At 62.3% G+C, this 16,518-nt stretch carries 13 protein-coding genes and 1 pseudogene; 9 read left to right on the top strand and 5 right to left on the bottom strand.

Annotated elements, in window-relative coordinates; translation table 11 throughout:
* Window positions 1–65 precede the first annotated feature (65 nt).
* The 4 genes from EV130_RS13280 to EV130_RS13265 are packed head-to-tail and all read left to right on the top strand — an operon-like array spanning window position 66 to window position 6,891.
* Entirely contained in the window at window positions 66–1,076 is a 1,011-nt protein-coding gene (locus EV130_RS13280) for an AAA family ATPase (protein ID WP_074061868.1), read from the top strand.
* A gap of 13 nt (window positions 1,077–1,089) precedes the next feature.
* The gene (locus EV130_RS13275; protein WP_074061869.1) at window positions 1,090–2,010 is read left to right on the top strand and encodes a DUF58 domain-containing protein; all 921 of its coding nucleotides are present in this window, start codon (window positions 1,090–1,092) and stop codon (window positions 2,008–2,010) included.
* Window positions 2,007–4,820 (top strand): DUF4159 domain-containing protein, encoded by a 2,814-nt coding sequence (locus tag EV130_RS13270; RefSeq protein WP_132660530.1) that lies wholly within the window; start codon window positions 2,007–2,009, stop codon window positions 4,818–4,820. Before EV130_RS13275 ends, EV130_RS13270 begins: the two co-directional genes overlap by 4 nt.
* 1 nt (window position 4,821) lies before the next feature.
* Complete coding sequence (locus tag EV130_RS13265; RefSeq protein WP_074061871.1) at window positions 4,822–6,891, top strand: hypothetical protein; 2,070 nt, start codon at window positions 4,822–4,824, stop codon at window positions 6,889–6,891.
* A gap of 229 nt (window positions 6,892–7,120) precedes the next feature.
* On the opposite strand, the gene EV130_RS13260 is transcribed toward EV130_RS13265, so the two are convergent.
* Window positions 7,121–7,621: a GNAT family N-acetyltransferase gene (locus EV130_RS13260; RefSeq protein WP_074061872.1), complete on the bottom strand. Its 501-nt coding sequence runs from the start codon at window positions 7,619–7,621 to the stop codon at window positions 7,121–7,123.
* A gap of 276 nt (window positions 7,622–7,897) precedes the next feature.
* Here EV130_RS13260 and EV130_RS13255 point away from each other — a divergent pair, with 276 nt between their 5' ends.
* Complete coding sequence (locus EV130_RS13255; protein WP_132660528.1) at window positions 7,898–8,887, top strand: glutathione S-transferase family protein; 990 nt, start codon at window positions 7,898–7,900, stop codon at window positions 8,885–8,887.
* Window positions 8,888–8,890: 3 nt separating this feature from the next.
* Here EV130_RS13255 and EV130_RS13250 read toward each other — a convergent pair whose 3' ends face one another.
* Complete coding sequence (locus tag EV130_RS13250) at window positions 8,891–9,370, bottom strand: NUDIX domain-containing protein (protein ID WP_074061874.1); 480 nt, start codon at window positions 9,368–9,370, stop codon at window positions 8,891–8,893.
* 71 nt (window positions 9,371–9,441) lie between these two features.
* On the opposite strand from EV130_RS13250, the gene EV130_RS13245 reads away from it, so the two are divergent.
* From EV130_RS13245 to EV130_RS13230, 4 genes are all read left to right on the top strand, one after another.
* On the top strand, window positions 9,442–10,350 hold the full coding sequence (locus tag EV130_RS13245) for a metallophosphoesterase family protein (RefSeq protein WP_132660526.1): 909 nt from the start codon (window positions 9,442–9,444) through the stop codon (window positions 10,348–10,350).
* 144 nt (window positions 10,351–10,494) lie between these two features.
* Window positions 10,495–11,055 carry a tetratricopeptide repeat protein gene (locus tag EV130_RS13240; RefSeq protein WP_132550564.1) on the top strand — a complete coding sequence of 187 codons (561 nt, stop codon included), beginning with the start codon at window positions 10,495–10,497 and terminating at the stop codon, window positions 11,053–11,055.
* A gap of 168 nt (window positions 11,056–11,223) precedes the next feature.
* The gene (locus tag EV130_RS13235) at window positions 11,224–11,730 is read left to right on the top strand and encodes an RNA polymerase sigma factor (protein ID WP_132660524.1); all 507 of its coding nucleotides are present in this window, start codon (window positions 11,224–11,226) and stop codon (window positions 11,728–11,730) included.
* A gap of 3 nt (window positions 11,731–11,733) precedes the next feature.
* Window positions 11,734–12,579, top strand: coding sequence for an anti-sigma factor family protein (locus tag EV130_RS13230; RefSeq protein WP_074061878.1), 846 nt, complete (start codon window positions 11,734–11,736; stop codon window positions 12,577–12,579).
* A 61-nt stretch (window positions 12,580–12,640) separates the two neighbouring features.
* On the opposite strand, the pseudogene EV130_RS34220 reads toward EV130_RS13230, so the two are convergent.
* From EV130_RS34220 to EV130_RS13210, 3 genes and pseudogenes are all read right to left on the bottom strand, one after another.
* Window positions 12,641–12,765: pseudogene (locus tag EV130_RS34220) on the bottom strand (zinc-binding alcohol dehydrogenase family protein); the annotation flags it as partial.
* Between the two features lie 257 nt (window positions 12,766–13,022).
* Complete coding sequence (leuA, locus tag EV130_RS13215) at window positions 13,023–14,738, bottom strand: 2-isopropylmalate synthase (RefSeq protein WP_074061879.1); 1,716 nt, start codon at window positions 14,736–14,738, stop codon at window positions 13,023–13,025.
* A 322-nt stretch (window positions 14,739–15,060) separates the two neighbouring features.
* Window positions 15,061–16,245 (bottom strand): benzoate/H(+) symporter BenE family transporter, encoded by a 1,185-nt coding sequence (locus EV130_RS13210; RefSeq protein ID WP_074061880.1) that lies wholly within the window; start codon window positions 16,243–16,245, stop codon window positions 15,061–15,063.
* Window positions 16,246–16,518: the final 273 nt, after the last annotated feature.

Genomic DNA, 16,518 nt, shown 5'->3' with positions numbered 1-16,518 from the left:
GGGTACGAGCCACAGGCGTAAGTCCGCCGATTCGCGACGAATGATTCAGCCGTTGGAGATACTTGATGGGTATGATGAAGACCGAAGACAGCCTTGGGGAGAAGGAAATCATCGCTGCCGCAGAAAAGGCACTCGCCGATATCGCCCTCGTCCGCGAAGAAGTATCAAAGGTGATCTTTGGTCAGGAAAACGTCGTCGAAAACACCCTCCTTGCTGTTCTTTCGGGCGGCCATGCACTTCTCGTCGGCGTACCTGGCCTGGCAAAGACCAAGCTTGTGACGACGCTCGGGGAAGTTCTCGGTCTCGGCGCAAACCGCATCCAGTTCACGCCGGACCTGATGCCGTCGGACATTCTCGGCTCCGAAGTGATGGACCAGGACGAGAACGGGCGCCGCTCCTTCCGCTTCGTCAAGGGTCCGGTCTTTGCCCAACTGCTGATGGCAGACGAGATCAACCGCGCCTCACCGCGCACGCAATCGGCGCTGCTGCAATCGATGCAGGAATATCACGTCACCATCGCCGGCCAGCGCTACGACCTTCCGACGCCTTTCCACGTTCTTGCCACCCAGAACCCGCTGGAGCAGGAAGGCACGTACCCGCTGCCGGAAGCCCAGCTCGACCGCTTCCTGCTGCAGGTGGACGTGCACTATCCCGAGCTTGCCGCCGAGCGCCAGATCCTGCTCGAAACGACGGGCATCAGCGAAACGAAGCCGCAAGCCGTACTCGACGCCGGGCGGCTGATGGAGATCCAAAAGCTCATCCGCCAGATGCCGGTGAGCGACAAGGTCGTCGATGCGATCCTCAATCTTGTGCGCTCCGCCCGCCCCGGCCAGGGCAACGCCGCGACCGACAAGAATGTAGCCTGGGGCCCGGGTCCGCGCGCCGGCCAGGCAATGATGCTCTGCGCCCGCGCCCGCGCGCTCTATGAGGGCCGTCTGGCGCCGTCGCTCGACGATATCCATGCGCTTGCCGAACCCGTCCTCGAACACCGCATGGCGCTTACCTTCGCCGCACGTGCCGAGGGCATGTCGGTCCGCGACGTCATCGCGGGTCTCGTCAAGCAGGCCAAAGGATAAGGAAGCCGGACGCGTGGCATCTATTGGACAGATCGTCAATCCGACCCCTGGCAGCGATGCCCTCGCCCGCGCAAGGCAGCGGGCCTCTCTGGTGCCGGACTGCCTGGTCGAGGCCAAGCGCATCGCCAACACCGTGATTGCCGGCTGGCATGGCCGCCGCAAGCGCGGTATCGGCGAGAATTTCTGGCAGTTCCGCCCCTATACCGAGGGGGAAAGCTTATCGCGCATCGACTGGCGTCGCTCCGCCCGCGACGACCATACCTATGTTCGCGAGCGCGAATGGGAAGCCGCCCACACCATCTGGTTATGGGCCGACATGTCACCCTCGATGATGTACAAGTCGACCTTCGGCAGTGTCTCGAAGGAAAGCCGCGCGCTCGTCATCATGCTGGCGCTCGCCGAAATCCTTGCCCGCTCCGGCGAACGCATCGGGTGCCCGGGCGTCATGGAACCGATCGCCGCCCGCAACGCCGCCGAGCGGCTTGCGACCGCGCTCATGCATGCGCCGCTACCGGGCGGGTTGCCGGAAATCGCCATGATCCGCGGCTGGAGCGACCTCGTGCTCATCGGCGACTTCCTGGACGATGCGCCGGCGATCATGGCCCGCCTCACGCCGCTTGCCCGTCGTGGCCTTCGCGGCCACGTGGTCGAGATCGCCGATCCCGCCGAGGAGCTTTTCCCCTATACCGGCCGTACCGAATTCACGGATCCGGAAACCGGCTCGAGACTCGTTTCCGGCCGCGCGGAGAACATCCGCGAGGCCTATAGCCGCGCCTATGTGGCCCGCCGCGACGGTCTCGGCCAATCGCTTCGACATCTCGGCTGGACGTTCGTCACCCATCGCACCGATCACCTGGCATCCGAAGCGCTGGTTGCTGTGCACATGTATCTGTCGGGAATGCCGGCCAAGGCGACACATGGGGGATTGTTATGAGCGCCCTTCCCTTTGCTTTTGCCTATCCTGCAATCCTCGGCGCGCTCGTCGCCCTGCCGGTCATCTGGTGGCTGCTGCGGCTGACGCCGCCGCGTCCGAAGTCCGAAGTCTTTCCGCCGCTGAAGATCCTGGCCGCCGTGCTGAAGCGCGAGGAAACGCCTGCTCAGAGCCCCTGGTGGCTGACGCTGCTTCGAATGCTGCTCGCCGCAGCCGTGATCCTTGCGATCGCTGATCCGGTTTTCAATCCGCGTACCAATTCGCTCGCCGCAGGCGGCCCGCTCGTTCTTTTCGTCGACAATGGCTGGGCGACGGCGCCGGACTGGCAACGTCGCGTGCAGACCGCCGAGGCGCTGATCGACGACGCCGAATCCGCCGGCGCCCCTGTCGCGGTCGCCTTCACCGCCGATGCCACCAACAATGCCGTGCCGGGCACCACGACGGCGGCCCGCGACATGTTGCGCGCCGCAGAACCGCAGCCGCTCGTTCCGGATCGCGAACGCGCCTTCGACGCCTTGCGCGCTGCCCTCAACGGCACGAGACCCGGTACGCTCGCCTTCCTTTCCGACGGCGCTGCAGCCAAGGAAAACGATGCGACCGTCCGCCAGCTCGCCGATCTGAATCCTGCCGAGCTCCGTCTCATCGAAGGCGATTCCACACGGACGATAGCAATCACCGGCGCCACGAATGCCGCCGACGCAATGAGCGTGACTGCGACGCGCCTCAACAGCGCGGGCGCCGCATCGCTGCCGCTGACGGCGCAGGATGCACAGGGCCGTGCGATTGCCGCAGGCACGGTGGATTTCCAGCCCGGGCAGTCAGTCGCCTCCGGCTCGATCCCCGCCCCCTTCGAGATGCGCAACGATTTCGCCCGCGTCAGCATCGACAATCATGCGACGGCAGGTTCGGTGCATCTGCTCGACGATGGCTTCAAGCGCCGCCGCGTGGTGCTGCTATCGGGCGAAGCGGGCGATGAATTCCAGCCGCTGCTATCGCCTCTCTACTACATCCAGCGCGCGCTGCAGCCCTATGCCGACCTGATTCAGCCGAACACACCGGATCTCGCTGCTTCCATCCCCGATCTGCTGTCGCAGAATCCGTCCGTGATCATCATGGCCGATATCGGCCGGCTGCCGCAGGAAACCTATGAGCCGATGCAGCGCTGGATCGCCAACGGCGGCACGCTGATCCGCTTCGCCGGGCCGCGCCTTGCCGCCGCTCCCGCCGACGATCCGCTGGTGCCTGTGACGTTGCGCCAGGGCGAGCGTGCGCTTGGCGGCGCGCTTTCCTGGGCCGAGCCGCAGCCGCTGGCGGATTTTCCCAGTTTCGGTCCTTTCGCCGGCATGGCCAAGCCGACTGACGTGACCGTCAAGCGCCAGGTTCTGGCCGAGCCGACGCCCGATCTTGCCGAGCGCACCTGGGCAAGCCTTGCCGATGGCACGCCGCTTGTAACGACCAAGCCGATCAACGCAGGCCGTATCGTGCTCTTCCATGTCAGCGCCGAGGCAACCTGGTCCAACTTGCCGATCTCGGGCAATTTCGTCGAGATGCTGCGTCGCATCGTCCAGCTCTCCCGCTCAGGCGGCGTTACCTCGGAAGCCGGTGCTGCAACGACGGCTGAGGCCCTGCCGCCCTTCCGCCTGCTGACGGCGAAGGGCGTGCTCACGACAGAGACCGGCACGGCACGGCCATTGATCCAGAACGCAAAGACCGAGCCTGTTTCCAATTTCGACAACCCGCCCGGACTCTATGGTTCGGAAGACGGCTTTACCGCATTGAATGTATTGCCGAATAACGCCAGGCTGACGCCGCTCGACACAGCCGGGGCCAATGTCCTGCGCGAAGGCCTGATCGGCGGTGAAACCTGGTCTGCCAAGCCCGCGCTCTTCCTCGTCGCCTTCCTGCTGCTCCTGGCAGACAGCCTCATCGTCATGTTCATGGGCGGCGCCTTCTCCCGGCTGCGTTCGGCGGCCCGGCCTGCGGCAATCATCGCAGTCGCCGCAGCCACGACCTTCTTCCTGCAACCATTGCAATTGCGCGCCGACGATTCCAAGCCCGGCGACGACCAGATTTTCCAGCGATTGGACAATACCCACCTTGCCTATGTCGTCACCGGCGAGCAGGATGTCGACAATATTTCCGAGCACGGCCTCGAAGGCCTGACAGAGTTCCTGACATTCCGCACGACACTGGAGCCGGCGCCGCCGGTCGGCCTTGACCTTACGAAGGACGAGCTTTCCTTCTATCCTATCATTTACTGGCCGGTTTCTGCCTCCGCGCCAATGCCGTCGACGGCTGCGATCAACCGCATCGACGCCTATATGCGCGCCGGCGGCACCGTGCTTTTCGATACACGCGACCAGTTCTCTTCGCTGGATAACAATGGCGGTGCCTCAAGCGCCAACGGCGAGCGCCTGCAGCAAATCCTCGCCAATCTCGATATCCCCCCGCTGGAGCCGGTTCCTTCGGACCATGTTCTGACCAAGTCGTTCTACCTGCTCTCCAGTTTCCCGGGCCGCTATTCCGGAAGCCCGCTCTGGATCGAGTCGAGGCAGGACAATCGCTCATCGGACACCAAATCGACGGCTTCGGCCGACGGCGTTTCGCCAATCCTGATTACCGGCAACGACCTGGCCGGGGCCTGGGCGGTCGATCAGAACGGCGCACCGATGCTGCCGACCGTTCCGCCGGATGAGATGCAGCGCGAATACTCTTATCGCGCCGGCGTCAACATCATGATGTACATGCTGACGGGCAACTACAAGACTGATCAGGTCCACATCCCCGCGCTCCTCGAACGGCTGGGGCAATGACATGACGGTTGATTTCTCGCCCTTTATTCCCTGGTCGGTTCTTGCAGCGCTCGCAGCCGTCGTCGCGTTCGTCGCGGTCTTCGCCATCTGGCGCGGCATCCGCGGCGCCTGGATCCGCACGCTCGCCGCCCTTGCATTGCTGGCAGCGCTGGCAAATCCGCTGCTCATGCAGGAAGATCGCGAGCAGCTTTCGACGGTCGTTCCCGTCATCGTCGATCGGAGCCAGAGCCAGCAGACGCCGGATCGTATCAAGATGACCGACGAGGCGCTGGCGCAGTTGAAGGATCGCCTCTCGCGTTTCCCGAACATTGAACCGCGCTATGTGGATGCGAACGAGCCGGAAAATTCCGACACGCCGTCCACGCGCCTGTTTTCCGCACTTTCGGCGGCCGTTGCCGACGTGCCTCCGGCACGCATCGGCGGCGCGATCATGTTGACGGATGGCGAAGTACATGATGCGCCGGGCGTCAATCAGGCCCTCGGCTTTGAGGCGCCGGTGCACGGCCTGATCACCGGCAAGGCCAACGAATTTGACCGCCGCATCGAGGTGATCAAGGCGCCGCGCTTCGGCATCGTCAATGAAGAGCAGCAACTGGTCCTGCGCGTCTTCGACGACGGTCCGAGCCCTGGCAGCACAGCCGATGTCACTGTGAAGCTGAACGGCGACGTGATCGCCGCGCTCCAGGCGACACCTGGGCAGGATACGCCGTTTTCCTTCAAGGTTCCGCGCGGCGGCAGCAACGTGCTGGAATTCTCGGTAGCCGGGCTGCCTGGCGAAGTGACGGAGGCAAACAACCGCGCCGTTCATGTCATCGATGGTATCCGCGAAAACCTCCGCGTGCTTTTGGTTTCCGGCGAACCGCATGCCGGCGAGCGCGCCTGGCGCAATCTTCTGAAGTCTGACGCCTCGGTCGATCTCGTCCATTTCACCATTCTGCGGCCGCCTGAAAAGCAGGACGGCACGCCGATCAACGAGCTTTCGCTGATCGCCTTCCCGACGCGCGAGCTGTTCGTCGACAAGATCAAAGACTTCGACCTGATCATCTTCGACCGCTACCAGCACCGCGGCGTGCTGCCGATTCTCTACTATGACTACATTGCACAATATGTCGAAAACGGCGGTGCGCTGCTGATCGCCGCCGGGCCGGAGCACGCCGGCCAGGATTCGATCGCACTAACGCCGCTTTCGGCCGTTCTCCCTGCCGAGCCGACTGGCCAGATGATCGACAAGGCCTTCTATCCCCGCCTTTCCGAGGATGGCCGCAAGCATCCCGTCACCCGCGGCCTCGACGGCTCCGCTGACGAGCCGCCGCATTGGGGCCGCTGGTTCCGCAGCGTCGACGTCGCATCTCCGCATGGCCAGACGGTCATGGTTGGCGCAGACAATCATCCGTTGCTGCTCTTGAACCGTGCCGGCCAGGGGCGCGTCGCCATGCTGCTCTCCGACCAGGGCTGGCTCTGGGCCCGCGGCTTCGAGGGCGGCGGTCCGCACGTCTCGCTCTACCGCCGCATAGCGCATTGGCTGATGAAGGAGCCAGCGCTGGAGGAAGAAGCGCTGACGGCGCGCGCCTCCGGCCGCACGCTGGAGGTAACCCGCCAGACGATCGGCGCCAATCCGGGCCAGGCCACAGTCCGGTATCCATCAGGCAAGACGGAAAATCTGCCGTTGAACGAGTCCGAACCCGGCCTCTTCAAGGCCGAGAAGAAGATGGACGAGATCGGCCTCTTCGAAATCCGCAACAGCAACCTGACGACGCTCGTTCATGTCGGCGCCGTCGATGCGCCCGAATTCAAGGCGATGATTTCGACGACGGATGTGCTGAAACCGATTTCCGGCAAGACACGCGGCCTTGTCACCCGCGTTTCCGATACGAATGGAGCGATTGAAGTTCCGCCGATCCTGCCGGTTCGCGGCCAGGTTCGCGTCGCCGACAATGACCGCATGCAGATCAAGTTGACGAACGAGACCGTGCTGAAAGGGATCAATACCCTGCCGCTCTTTGCCGGTTTTGCCGGTGTCGGCGTGCTGCTGCTCGCTTTCGGCGCCATGTGGTGGCGTGAAGGAAGATGAGCCTCGCTCAGGTAAGCGAGACCCGCCGCCTTTCCGCATAAATCGCGAATGCCGTCGCTAGAGCTCGGGCGTATGGGCGTAAAGCGCGCTCCAATTGCCGAGCAACGCGAAGCTCATGATCAGAAGCGATGTGCCGATCAGCACGTCGTCGGGTGAAAGCACGAAGAGCTAAGCGCCGCCCCCCCGCGCATAGCAAGGTTCAGGAAAAATCAGCGGTAGAACATATGGGCTATGCACGCCAGCCGATTAAACCCTTGAGACGCAGATGCGTATCTTCGGCTATCGGAACGACCAGAACGCGGGCGGGATCGACTGGCCCTGGAAAAGCGAGCGCGTTGTATGCGACCTTCTCGAAGCCGAGCGGGCAATAATACGGCGGATCGCCAACAAGGATGACGGCCTCGGAGCCCTTGCGCCTTGCCGCCTCGACTGCGATCCGCACGAGTTCGCGGCCGATACCCATATTTTTGTGCGATGGCCGCACGGCGAGCGGTCCGAGCAGGTGCCCTTTGACATCGCCTGCCATGACCGGCGTCATTCTGACCGAGGCGATCGTTTCGCCGTCATCGGTACAGATGAAGGAGAGCGATAGATCGTGCGGCCCCTGCTCGCGGATGCGGGCGGCGGCCCGCGCGTGGCGGCCAGGGCCGAATGCTTCTTCGTTGATGTGTTCGATAGCCGCGTCGTGAGACGCATCCTCAGTGAGGTAGACCAGATCGTGCTTGTGCATGATGAGACAGAAACCGGATAGCGGAAGTGATGATTTTCGAGCACGCGCCTAGGCGTTCGGGAGCATCAGCGTCGTCGCAGATTTCTGGATGCGTAAATCAAGTCGGGTTCCTGAGAAAAATGTGAAAAGGCCGATAGCAGGAAAAATTTCCCGCGTCCAACCCAAAGTGACGCCACCGGACAAACATTTGCGACGCACTGTTCAGTCTTTGCACTCCTGCAAAGGTCGGCCGCGTGCAATATGTCTCTATCAACGGCGAATTTGAGGAAGCGAACAATGGGCATGTTGGTTGACGGCGTCTGGCAGGATGTCTGGTACGATACGAAGGAAACGAAGGGCCATTTCAAACGCGCGGCCTCTCAGTTCCGAAACTGGATCACGGCCACTGGAGAGGCTGGACCGACGGGCAAAAGCGGCTTCAAGGCCGAGGCTGACCGCTATCATCTCTATGTTTCGCTCGCCTGCCCCTGGGCGCACCGCACGCTGATTTTCCGCAAGCTGAAGAAGCTCGACGACATCATCTCGGTATCCGTCGTCGACCCCGTGATGGCCGAGAACGGCTGGGAATTCAAGACCGGCGACGGCGCGACCGGCGATCACCTTTACGGTGCAAGGACCCTCTTCGAGATCTATGTGAAGGCCGATCCGCACTATTCCGGCCGCGTCACCGTTCCCGTGCTCTGGGACAAGAAGACCGGCACGATCGTCAACAACGAATCGGCCGAAATCATCCGCATGTTCAACAGCGCCTTCGACGGCCTGACCGATTCGAAGACGGATTTTTATCCTGCCCATCTCCACGCCGATATCGATGCGCTGAACGCGATCATCTACGACACCGTCAACAACGGCGTCTACAAGGCCGGCTTTGCAACGACGCAGGAAGCCTATGAAGAGAATGTCGGGAAGATCTTCGAAACGCTGGACGTGCTGGACGAGCGTCTTGGCAAGAGCCGCTATCTCTTCGGCGACCGGCCGACGGAAGCCGACTGGCGGCTGTTCACGACGCTGGCGCGCTTTGATGCGGTCTATGTCGGCCACTTCAAGTGCAACATCCGCCGTATCGAAGACTACAAGAATCTATCGGGCTACCTGCGCGACCTTTACCAGACGCCGGGCGTCAAGGAGACGGTGAACCTTCGCCACATCAAGGTGCACTACTACCGCAGCCATAAGACGATCAATCCGACGGGCGTGATCCCGGTCGGCCCGGCTCTCGACTTCGACCGCCCGCATGGCCGCGCCAAGCTTGCCGCCGCCGCATGAATCCTACCAGAAGTGAGCGGCGGGCTCTTCGCCGCTCAGCTCCCTCAGCCTGCGCCTCGTCGCTTCAGTCGTGCCGTCCGGCAGGTCGTCGAGCGCGAAGAAGCCGCATTCGACGATTTCACGATCCGGCTTGCGCGGCGCCGTCTGCTCGACCTCGGCGCGGTAGAAGACCACATGATCGCGCCGGCTCGCCGATGCGTTGAAATAGACATGGAAGAGCTGCGGTCTGCCGATGATCGTCAGGTTGCCCTCCTCGCGCAGTTCCTTGATCAGCGCTTCCTCTGCCGTCTCGTTGCGCTCCAGCCCGCCGCCAGGCATATGCCAGCCGGGGATATAGCTGTGGCGGACGAGAAAAATCCGTCCGGACGAATCGAAACAGGCCGCCCGAACACCCATGGTCATGCCACGCGCGAGAGCGAAATAGCCATGCACGATCCGCATCAGTAGCTTGGACTGCCAGGGCCTGATTTCCTTGGGCGTCATGGTTCTGTTTTCACTATTTCGTTCAATCGGATGTGTTTGATTTGTAAATATCCTGGTCTATGTGTCGTAGAATGTTCAAGCTCGCGCATATCTCCGACATCCACCTCGGACCACTTCCCAATCTTTCATTCCGCGAGCTTTTCTCGAAGCGCATTACCGGCTTTGTGAACTGGCACCGCCACAGGCGCAAGCATCTTTTCGGCGGCACGCTGGATCTGCTCCTGGAGGATATCCGTGCGCGCCATGCCGATCACCTGGCCGTGACCGGGGACTTGGTGAACCTCGCAAGCGGCATCGAGATCCGCTCCGCCGCCGCCTGGCTTCGCGCGCTCGGCGAACCGGACGAAACCTCCGTGGTTCCTGGAAATCACGACGCCTATGTACCCGGCGCCTACGAGAAATCCATGCGCGCCTGGTATGAGTATGTGCGCGGCGACCTCGCCCCAGCCGAATGGCAGGAAGACAAGCACATGTTTCCCTATCTCCGCATACGCGGCAAAGTCGCGCTCGTCGGCTGCTCGACGGCCGTCGCCACGCCACCATTTGCCGCCAGCGGCTTCTTCAGCCAGCGGCAGGCCCGCGAGACGGTCAACATGCTGCGTGCAGCCGGTGAAGCCGGGCTTTTTCGCGTCGTCATGATCCACCACCCGCCGATCCGCGGCGCGACCGCGTTCTACAAGCGGATGATCGGCATCCGCCGCTTTGGCGCCGTCGTCTCGACCGGAGGAGCAGAACTCGTGCTCCACGGCCATACGCATCTCAACACCCTCCACTGGCTGCGCGGCCAGACCGGTCCCGTGCCCGTGGTCGGCATTGCTTCCGCCTCGCAGGGACCAGGCGGCCTAAAACCCCGTGCGGCCTATAATCTCTTCAGCATCGACGGTTCGCCCGGCGCCTGGGAACTGAGGGGCGAACGTTTCAGCTTGAACGACATGGGCGATGGCGTTTCGCCCGAAAGCATAGATATTTTCAAGCTTTAGACGGAAAAGCGGAATCTTTTTCGCCGCCACCTGAATCATTTTGTGAAGCTGCTGCGATTTTCCGCCGGGCAATGCTCAGTCCCTTGGTATTTCCAAATCCCACTGTACAATCCCGCCCCAAACCTACCGTTCAGGGAGCAAGCCATGCGCGCCGCAGCAAACCGAATCTGCCGTCTCACCCTCGCCTTTGGCCTTGCGGCCGGGATTTGGACCCCGGCCTTCGCCGTCGGTGACGAAAGCGACGAGACAAGCCCGCCTCCGAAGACCGAAACCACGACCAAATGCACCGATGGCAAGGTTTGGGACAAGAAGCGCAAGGAATGCGTCGCGCCGAAGAAGAGCAGCTTCAACGACGATGACCTCTACGAGGCAGCGCGCGAATTTGCCTATGCCGGCCAATACGAAAATGCCATCGTCGTCCTGGATCTCGCCAGTAACAAGAACGATCCTCGCATCTTGAACTATCTCGGCTATGCAAACCGCAAGGCCGGCCGGATGGAACTCGGAATGTCCTATTACCGCAAGGCGCTGCAGGCCGACGAGAATTATATCCTCGCGCGATCATATATGGGCCAGGCCCTGGCCGAAGAAGGTGACATCCAGGGCGCGCGTGTCCAGCTTGTCGAAATCCGCGACCGCGGCGGCGAAAACACCTGGGCCTACAAGGCGCTGTTGCAGAGCCTGAACGGCTACCGGACCTATTGAAGCGGGGTCAGCTCCGGCCACTGAGAGAGAAACCTTTGGGAATTCTTCGACCGCGCCGTCTTCTTCTTGCGCGGCAGTGCAAAATTGTTTCATAAAGGTCACTTCCACGATATAAAAAAGCTCGACCCACATCGGGTGCTTCGCCCAACACTTTCATGAAATGAGACTATGCGTCAGCCTGTAACGACCATCGATATCCGACGCGACCTGGTGGGCCTGCTCCCTCGGCTGCGGCGCTTCGCGATGACGCTTGCAGGCGATGCGGCCGCTGCCGACGATCTGGTGCAGGCGGTCTGTCAACGTGCGGTGGCAAAGAGCCAAAAGTGGAGCAGCGAAGGCCGGCTCGAAAGCTGGATTTACGCGCTCGCCCGCCGACAGTGGAGCGACGATGGCCGCAGACGCAAGGTGCGGCCGGCTTCCAAGAGCAACGTCACGGATATCCGCGATGCGGTGCGCGACCGCGCAACCGCTGCCGATACCGATGCCATACATCGCATGCTCGCCCAGATGCCCGAAGGCATTTCGAGCCTCTTCCTGCTCGTCGCCGTCGAAGGACATAGCTATCAGCAGGCCGCCGACATCATGGGCATATCGGCCAGTAGCGTGCCCGCGCAGCTTGCCGCGGCGCGGCTGCACTTTGCAAGCCTCGCCGACGATCATCCTCACAGGTACTGAACTTTGTCCGATTTCAAGAAACTATCGCTTGACGCCCAGCTGACTGCCCTCCTCGACGGCGAAGCGACGCCGGAACAGAAGCATGAGCTGGAGCAGCGCCTCGCTACCGACGAAGGTGCGCGCCGGCTTTACGACAAGCTGCGGCACGGCACAGATTTCGGCCGCCACCGTCTGGACGATATCCTTAAGGAGCCGGTTCCGCTGGCGCTCGTACGCTCGATCAAGAGCGTCCAGCCACCCAAGGCGCCGATCGCGCCACGAACCACCCGCCCGTCGATGAAGCTCGCGCCGAGCGGCACGCAGGCGCTGGCCGCAGCGATCATCCTTTTTGTCGTCGGCTGCGGCATCGGCTATCTCGCCGGCACGAGCCCTGGCGCTCCCACTGTCAATGGCACGGCACAGATCGTGGACGACAATGCCGGCAGCAACAACTGGCTTAACGACATCACCGCCTACCAGCGCCTGATGATCCGCCAGCCGCGGCATATCGTCGAAGTACCCTCTACCCAGGCCGAGGAGATATCCAACTGGTTGACGTCCACGGTCGGCGTTGCATTCCGTGTGCCCGATTTGTCGGCCGACGGCTGGGCCTTCCAGGGCGCCCGCGTGCTTCTTGGCGACGGAAAACCGGTCGGCCAACTTGTCTATACGAGCACGGACGGCGATCTCATCTCCATCTGCTTTCGCAAGGATGCCCAGCCACCCGAGTCCGAAGACTTCAAGGAAACGATCAGGGACGAAATCGGCCTGATCACCTGGCACAATGCCGGCACCTCCTACGTTCTGGCCGGCCCTTCCGCCGAAGCCTCGCTCAGCCAGATCGCCATGGAAGTCGCAACCGCGATCTGAGCCTTACGGCACCAGCACGACCTTGCCGCTGACGCCCCGGCTTTCGATGGCGCGATGGGCATGCGCCCTCGCGCTTGGCCAGATGCACCAGCAGCGAACCAACGCCCCCGGCCGCTGCGTGGACAATAATGGTTTTACCGAGCGGAGAAGCCGCACCATATGTAGCGCCGTCAGGCCTTGCACCACTGCGCATAGCCTTCACACCGCCCCGGGCGCGAAAAGCCGAACGGCAACGCATGCACCGATGAAAGCGCGATCAACTCCCTCGCCTGCCGCCAACGGAGCTTGGGCTTGGCCACCGGTGCTGCTGGCGCTCTGCCAATGGGTCCAGCGCCACGCCGAGGCGCACAATGCAATCGCTGACATTGCCGACTATATGGTCCACCCGCGCAAGGCATCTTTCGCCGCCTGAGACGAAACGCGAAGCCGGCTGCGCAATTCGATCAGTTCTTCCCGGCTCTCACATCCAGCACGCGGTTGGCCGCCGAGACGATCGCTTCGAGCGAGGCGCCGACGATATTGGTGCTGATGCCGGCACCGAAGAGCTTGCCGCCGGGATAAGCGGTCTCGACGTAGGAAATGGCGGCCGCATTCGAGCCGTGCTGCAGGGAGTGCTCGGAGTAGTCTTCGACCGACATCTCGATGCCGAGATAGTGCGAGAGCGCGTTGATGAAGCCGTCGATCGGGCCGTTGCCGCGGCCTTCGATGCGCTTCGTCTTGCCATTGTCGGTAATCTCCGCGGCCACGACACGCACTCCCTTGCGTTCTGGATCGGCGAAGGTGTGATGATCGACGAACTTGATGCGGCCCTCGGGCTGCGTCACATAGCGCTCGATGAAGCGGTCATAGATGCGGCGCGACGGCAGTTCCTTTCCTTCCTCGTCGGTGATGCGCTGGATGTCCTCGCGGAACTCGACCTGGAGATTGCGCGGCAGATTGAGCCCATAGTCCTGCTGCAGGATATAGGCGATACCGCCCTTTCCGGACTGCGAGTTGATGCGGATGATCGCCTCGTACGAGCGGCCGACATCCTGCGGGTCGATCGGCAGATAGGGCACTTCCCACAGCGGATGGTTGGCAACCTTGATCGCCTTCATACCCTTGTTGATCGCATCCTGATGCGAGCCGGAAAAGGCCGTATAGACCAGTTCGCCGACATAAGGGTGGCGCTCGCCGATCGTCATCTGGTTCGAATATTCGAAGACGCTCTTGATGCGCTCGATATCGGAGCAGTCGATCTGCGGATCGACGCCCTGCGTGAACATGTTGAGCGCCATCGTCACCACATCGACATTGCCCGTGCGCTCGCCGTTACCGAAGAGCGTGCCCTCGACGCGGTCGGCGCCGGCCAGCAGACCGAGTTCGGCTGCCGCAATGCCGGTGCCGCGGTCGTTATGCGGATGCAGCGAGACGATCAGGTTCTCGCGATTGTCGAGATTGCGGCACATCCATTCGATCTGGTCGGCATAGATGTTCGGCGTCGCCATCTCGACGGTGGACGGCAGGTTGATGATCAGCTTGTTGTCGGACGTCGGCTTCATCACGTCGATGACGGCATTGCAAATTTCCAGGGCCACTTCGAGCTCGGTACCTGTGAAGCTTTCGGGCGAATATTCGAAGCGGTAGCCACCGCCGGCTCTCGCCGCCATGTCGGTTATCATCTTCGCCGCATCGACGGCGATCTGCTTGATGCCCGTCACGTCCTTGGCAAAAACCACGCGACGCTGCAGCTCACTCGTCGAATTGTAGAAATGCACGATCGGCCTGTTGGCACCCTGCAGCGCCTCGAAGGTACGGGTAATCAGCTCAGGGCGGCACTGAACCAGGACCTGCAGCGAAACGTCGGCCGCCACATTTCCTTCCTCGATGCACCAGCGCGCAAAATCGAAGTCCGTTTGCGAGGCGGATGGAAAGCCGATCTCGATTTCCTTGAAGCCCATGTCGAGCAGCAGGTGGAACATGCGAGCCTTGCGGTCGTGGCCCATCGGGTCCACCAGCGCCTGATTACCGTCGCGAAGATCGACAGAGCACCAGACTGGCGCCTTGCTGATCGTCTTCGTGGGCCAGGTGCGGTCGGGAAGGTTCACCTGCGGGTACGGGCGGTATTTCACGCCTGCGGATTGCATGCCTTTTGCGGGATTTTGCGTCTTCGCGTCCATTGTCTTCTTCCTCGTCCCGGCAATTTACCCCGCGTCTTAGCCCAACATAACGGGCTTGGCGACAGCAAATGCGGACCTTGTTGGTCTATGTTGGAATTCAGGGAATTCGTCGCGAGGAGCGATGGGCCAGCGGCTTTCGGCCGCCGGGCGCTCCTCAAAGGACCCGGCAACCGCGTGTAAGGCCGAGGAGAAGAAGCGACGTCAGGGCGCGCGTATTGTCACGCAGGGCAACGCGGCCGCGGACAATCGAGTCGGAAATCTTTGCGCCAGTGGTCTTCATGCCCGCGCTTATAGCTGCCGAACAAAAAAACGGCAACCCCCCCTATTTTCTTGCCACCTGAACGATACGCGATAGAGCAAGCATCAGCCCGCCGGCGGCCAGTCCCCAGAACGCTCCGGAAATACCGGCCAAGGAAACGCCGGATGCCGTCACCAGAAAGGTGATCGCCGCAGCCTCGCGCGATTCTGGCGCCTGGAAGGCGGCCATCGCCGATCCGGAGAAGGCGCCCACGAGGGCCAGCCCTGCGACCGCCTGGATCAGGATCGGCGGCGCCAGCGCCACAAAGGCTGTCACGACACCGGCAAGCAGGCCGAACACCACATAGCCGGCGCCAGAGATCAACGCGGCCCAATAGCGGCGCTTCGGATCTGGATGCGCGTCCTGGCCCGCACACATCGCCGCCGTGATCGCCGCCAGATTGACGGCATGACCGCCGAAAGGCGCGGAAAGAACTGAGAAGAAGCCGGTGACGGCAAAGAGCGGCCCCGGCTTTGGATCATAAAGATTGACCTTCAGCACCGCGATTCCCGGAATGTTCTGCGATGCCATGGTGACGATGAAGAGCGGAAGCGCGACCGAAACGAGGCCCTCAAGATTGATCGCCGGACGGACGATCTCGATTGTCGGCACCAGCGACCGCCCGATAGAGGCCAGCGCTCCGTCCGCAATATCGACGCCGAATGTCAAAACCAGCGCGAAGACGCCGAGGGCGGCAGGGACCGCCCAGAGACGCCTGAAGGCGCCGACGACGATCCAGGCGAGAACGATGGGCAGCCCGAGAAGCGGATCGAAGGCGATTGCCTTCACCGGCGCGAAGCAGAGGCCGAGCAGCACGCCGGCAAGCATGGCATTGGCAAGCGGCGCCGGAATCGCGGCGACTGCGCGGCCAAGCGGCTTGAAGAGGCCGGCGACGATGATCAGCGCCGCGCACATCACAAAGGCACCTACTGCGCCATTGTACCCACCCTCGATCGCTCCGGTACTGGCAAGAAGTGCTGCACCCGGCGTCGACCAGGCGATGCTGATCGGAAGCCGTGTTATTGCGCTCAGCACGATACCGCAGATGCCCATCGAGATCGACAGCGCCATAAGACCCGAGGCTGCCTGCCCATCCGTTGCGCCCATTGCCTGCAATCCTTGCAGCACGACGGCAAAGGAACTGGCAAAGCCGACAAAGGCTGTGAGGACGCCCATGAACAGCGCCTGGATGGAAAAGTCTTTGAGCATGGTGAGTCTCGGATGACTGAACGACCGCATGGAGCCCCATCGAATGGGGTCGCGCAAGTCCAGGTGTCCGCCTTACGGTTCCCTCATTTGCCCTAGAAGAGAAGATGCTCGTCAGGGCACGTGAGCGCGGCCGCCCTAGCCGACGATCTTTGAACTTGTCGCAAACACCAGCTGCTACCAATCGGGATAGGGGGGAGCCTTGCGGTTCCGCCCCTCCCACACCACCCTGCGTACGGGTCCGTACAGGGCGGTTCGGCTGGTTATGCGGCCTTG

Origin of the sequence: Rhizobium azibense, assembly GCF_004342325.1 — a bacterium.
Taxonomy (GTDB): domain Bacteria; phylum Pseudomonadota; class Alphaproteobacteria; order Rhizobiales; family Rhizobiaceae; genus Rhizobium; species Rhizobium etli_B.
The sequence above is the reverse complement of the archived record's forward strand: the minus strand, read 5'-3'. Positions and strand labels throughout refer to the sequence as shown.

Excerpts from the sequence above, each read along its gene's own strand:
- EV130_RS13245 (WP_132660526.1), top strand. The coding sequence starts at position 9,442 with ATGTTCAAGCTCGCGCATATCTCCGACATCCACCTCGGACCACTTCCC.
- EV130_RS13270 (WP_132660530.1), top strand. The coding sequence starts at position 2,007 with ATGAGCGCCCTTCCCTTTGCTTTTGCCTATCCTGCAATCCTCGGCGCG.
- EV130_RS13250 (WP_074061874.1), bottom strand. The coding sequence starts at position 9,370 with ATGACGCCCAAGGAAATCAGGCCCTGGCAGTCCAAGCTACTGATGCGG.
- EV130_RS13260 (WP_074061872.1), bottom strand. The coding sequence starts at position 7,621 with ATGCACAAGCACGATCTGGTCTACCTCACTGAGGATGCGTCTCACGAC.
- EV130_RS13210 (WP_074061880.1), bottom strand. The coding sequence starts at position 16,245 with ATGCTCAAAGACTTTTCCATCCAGGCGCTGTTCATGGGCGTCCTCACA.
- EV130_RS13235 (WP_132660524.1), top strand. The coding sequence starts at position 11,224 with ATGCGTCAGCCTGTAACGACCATCGATATCCGACGCGACCTGGTGGGC.
- leuA (WP_074061879.1), bottom strand. The coding sequence starts at position 14,738 with ATGGACGCGAAGACGCAAAATCCCGCAAAAGGCATGCAATCCGCAGGC.
- EV130_RS13280 (WP_074061868.1), top strand. The coding sequence starts at position 66 with ATGGGTATGATGAAGACCGAAGACAGCCTTGGGGAGAAGGAAATCATC.
- EV130_RS13265 (WP_074061871.1), top strand. The coding sequence starts at position 4,822 with ATGACGGTTGATTTCTCGCCCTTTATTCCCTGGTCGGTTCTTGCAGCG.
- EV130_RS13255 (WP_132660528.1), top strand. The coding sequence starts at position 7,898 with ATGGGCATGTTGGTTGACGGCGTCTGGCAGGATGTCTGGTACGATACG.
- EV130_RS13240 (WP_132550564.1), top strand. The coding sequence starts at position 10,495 with ATGCGCGCCGCAGCAAACCGAATCTGCCGTCTCACCCTCGCCTTTGGC.